The sequence below is a fragment of the Methylobacterium sp. WL103 genome (assembly GCF_008039885.1).
GTDB classification, from domain to species: Bacteria; Pseudomonadota; Alphaproteobacteria; order Rhizobiales; family Beijerinckiaceae; genus Methylobacterium; species Methylobacterium cerastii.
The window spans coordinates 1-3,607 of the sequence record NZ_VRUX01000440.1 but is presented as its reverse complement, the minus strand read 5'-3'; the positions used below and the strand labels follow the sequence as shown (position 1 = coordinate 3,607).

The following is a 3,607-nucleotide window of genomic DNA, read 5'->3' as shown; positions in this document are numbered from 1 at the left end:
GCTCGCGCCCCGCCGCGGCGGGCTGTCGCCGCTCAACCGGCGCCGGCTCGAGAACTTCCGCCGGAACCGGCTCGGCTACGTCTCGTTCCTGATCTTCCTGTCGCTGTTCGTCGTCAGCCTTTTCGCGGAAATTCTGGCCAACGACCGGCCGATCGTCGCCTCCTACAAAGGCGAGTGGCTGTTTCCGGTGCTGATCGACTACCCGGAGGAGAAGTTCGGCGGCTTCCTGGCGCGCACCGACTATCGCACGCCCGAGATCGTCAAGGAGATCGCGGAGAACGGCTGGGCGATCTGGCCGCCGATCCCGTTCTCCTACGACACCATCAACGATGGATTGCCGACCCCCTCGCCCTCGCCGCCGACCTGGATGCTCACCGACGCGCAGTGCCAGGCCGCCGAGACGGCGCCGGGCGCGGGCTGCGCCAACATCCCCTGGCACTGGCTCGGCACCGACAACACCACCCGCGACGTGCTCGCCCGCGTGATCTACGGGTTCCGCATCTCGGTGCTGTTCGGGCTGATCCTGGCCGCCGTCTCGTCGCTGATCGGCGTCGTCGCCGGCGCGGTGCAGGGCTATTTCGGCGGCTGGGTCGACCTGGCGTTCCAGCGCTTCATCGAGGTCTGGGGCGGCATCCCGACGCTCTACCTGATCATCATCATCTCGGCCTTCATCGCACCCGGCTTCTTCGTGCTGCTCGGCATCATGCTGCTGTTCTCGTGGGTGGCGCTGGTCAGCGTCGTGCGCGCCGAGTTCCTGCGGGCGCGAAACTTCGAATACGTGCGGGCGGCCCGGGCGCTCGGCTTGTCCAACGTCCGCATCATGACCGTGCACCTGCTGCCGAACGCGATGGTGGCGACGCTGACCTTCCTGCCGTTCATCCTCAACGGCTCGATCACCACCCTGACCTCGCTCGACTTCCTCGGCTTCGGCCTGCCGCCGGGCTCCCCCTCGCTCGGCGAACTGCTGGCGCAGGGCAAGGACAACCTCACCGCGCCATGGCTCGGCCTGTCCGGCTTCCTGGTGATCGCGGCGATGCTGAGCCTGCTGGTCTTCGCCGGCGAGGCGGTACGCGACGCGTTCGACCCGCGAAAGACGTTTCGTTAGCAAGATTTTTCGGCAGCAAGACCTTCTCGAAAGCACTTCCGGCGCTGTGGATGTCGGCTCGCTTCGAGGACATGCGATGACCAGCAGATCAGGGCTTGTCCCGTGACTTGCTGATCACGGAACATGCCCGTGCAGGACTTCGATGTCGACCCTGAGGCGCATCGACGATGCCTGGCGAGCCAAGCCGTCTAGCTGGATCGATCGATGTTGCGTGGCCTCATCCAGGCCGAGCGCAATGCTGACCGAGCCCGCCCTCGTCACGGACGACGCAGTCGAATAATCCGCGGCGGCGCTCCCGTTCCCGGCGACCACACTTCGTACACGAAACTGTTACTTAGTACTTCTGTACTGGTACGAGCGAATTCAAAATATGGCGATCACATCATCTTGGTGCGACAATTTTGTCCACCATTGCGTCACGCTGTGGTATGGACATCCAGGCAACGGATAGGGTGCAGACCGAACAAGATGCCGACATCCAGCATTTCGGCACCGTCTCGACCCGATGTTGGCGTCCGGTAACGGTCTCGGGCGAAAGCAAAATCTGCGCTGCCGCGGATGCGCAGATTTCGCGCGGCGCTCAGTGAGGCAATGCTGGGCGCACCAGGCCGGTTGCACGGATACGCTGCGCACTCGGCAGGCAAAACACACATATGATCATATGTTGAGCCCGGATAACGCCGTGGACATCCTTGCTTTCTCTGGCAAACATCATAATTCCTGCGCTTGGGGTTTTCGTCAGAAAATAGGCAAGGAACGTACGGATGTCTGAAACTGCAGTGTCGGCGCAGACGAGCAACGACTATATCGAGCGGACCGTCGACGTCGTCGCGGCCTATGTATCGAACAACTCCGTCCCCATCACCGAATTGCCGGCGCTGATCGCGAGCATCCATGAGGCGCTGAACAACGTCGGCTCCGGCACGGCTCCCGTCACCACCGAGGCGGTCGAGAAGCCCAGCACCGCTCAGATCCGCAAGTCGATCCGCCCCGACGGGCTGGTCAGCTTCATCGACGGCAAGTCCTACAAGACGCTGAAGCGCCACCTGACCAAGCACGGCCTCGACCCGCACAGCTACCGCGAGCGTTACGGCCTGCCCGCCGACTATCCGACCACCTCAGCGAACTATTCGGCCCAGCGCTCCGCGCTCGCCAAGAGCCTCGGCCTCGGTCAGCCCGGCCGCGCGGCCGCCGCCGAAGCGCCCGAGGACATCGAGGAGGCGCCCGCCGCCCCCGCCCGCCGCGGCCGCAAGGCGGCGACCTCCGCCGTGAAGGGCAGCCAGACCCGCAAGGCCGACGCCGCGTAAGGGTACGGACAGGACCGGCCCGAAATTCCCGAAGCCCGGCCCGTCGTGAGCCGGGCTTTTGGATTCTCAAGAGGCAGCCGGATGCTTTGTGGTGTCTGGATCACGCGTCGCGGATGCCGTGCGCTCAAGAGCGATCTGGTCCAAGACTGATGATCCAAGACTGATTTTGTGAAATGCCTGTCGGCCTAAAGAGCCGCGCGCCGTCCGAGCAAGCGGGCGCGGGCTTGCGCGACCAGGGCGGCGCGGGCTTGCTGCGCGTCGTCGGCATCGAGCAGCGGCGAGGCTGCGAGGGCGGAAAGGTAGGCCCTCTCCGGTTCGCGGCAGGCGCCGATCGCCGCGTCGGCGGCGAGCGGGCGGCTTCCGATCGTGGCTTGCAACCCGAAGTGGCGGTCGAGGCAGCCGTGCCAGGAGGCGTAGCGCGTCCCGGCCTCGCCGGCCTTCACCGGGCTCGCGGCAGCGAGCAGTCCAGTGGCGAGCGCGATGGCCAGCCCTGCGGCGAGCAACGGTTTCGGGAAGGGATGGGAGATCATGGGCGCGTCGTGGTGGGCGGCTCCGATCCCGGAGTCTCGCGCCGACGCGGTGAAGATTTCATCAACGTGCTGTCGTGCGCTGCGTCCCGTTTCGGGACGAGAGGCCGGTTTTCAGCGGTTGGCGGTGGTGACAGGCGAGGTGACGCCGCCGAGCGACACCCAGGCGACGGCGTCCTGGCTTTCGCGCTTGATGAAGGTGTAGCCGGTGCGGTGCCAGGGCAGGATCTGGCTGGTCTTGTTGTCGAGCACGAGGTCGCCGCGATCGGTGATCAGGGTGAGGACGGCGTGGCCCTCGCCCTTCTCGTCGATGACCACGGTCATCCGCATGGCGCGGCGCGGCAGGCCGGCGCGGGCGAGCAGGCTGCGCTTGAGCAACTGGAAGTCCTCGCAATCGCCCGAGCCGTCCTCGGCGAGGTCCCAGCGGTCCGGCACCCCGAGGTGGTCCATGTCGGTGATCGCGACGATCGACTTGTTGACCCGGCGGTTGATCGTCTGGATCGTGTTCCAGATCGCGGGGGTCATCGCGATGCGGGCGGGCTCGGCGGCGTTCACCGCGCACTCGGCCGGGTAGCCCTGGCAGAAGCCGACCCAGGCGAGGATCGGCTTGGCGGCGCCGACCGGCTCGGCGGCCAAGGTGGGGGCTGTATGCGAGGCCAGGGTCTGCG

At 66.1% G+C, this 3,607-nt stretch carries 4 protein-coding genes; 2 read left to right on the top strand and 2 right to left on the bottom strand.

Features of this window, described 5'->3' with window-relative positions:
• A partial coding sequence (locus FV222_RS20175; protein WP_147815478.1) for an ABC transporter permease occupies positions 1 to 1,105 on the top strand: 1,105 nt, incomplete at its 5' end.
• 764 nt (positions 1,106 to 1,869) lie between these two features.
• The gene (locus FV222_RS20170) at positions 1,870 to 2,412 is read left to right on the top strand and encodes a MucR family transcriptional regulator (RefSeq protein WP_147762134.1); all 543 of its coding nucleotides are present in this window, start codon (positions 1,870 to 1,872) and stop codon (positions 2,410 to 2,412) included.
• 185 nt (positions 2,413 to 2,597) lie between these two features.
• Here FV222_RS20170 and FV222_RS20165 read toward each other — a convergent pair whose 3' ends face one another.
• Entirely contained in the window at positions 2,598 to 2,942 is a 345-nt protein-coding gene (locus tag FV222_RS20165; protein WP_147753058.1) for a hypothetical protein, read from the bottom strand.
• Positions 2,943 to 3,053: 111 nt separating this feature from the next.
• A partial coding sequence (locus FV222_RS20160; RefSeq protein WP_147815477.1) for a transglutaminase-like cysteine peptidase occupies positions 3,054 to 3,607 on the bottom strand: 554 nt, incomplete at its 5' end.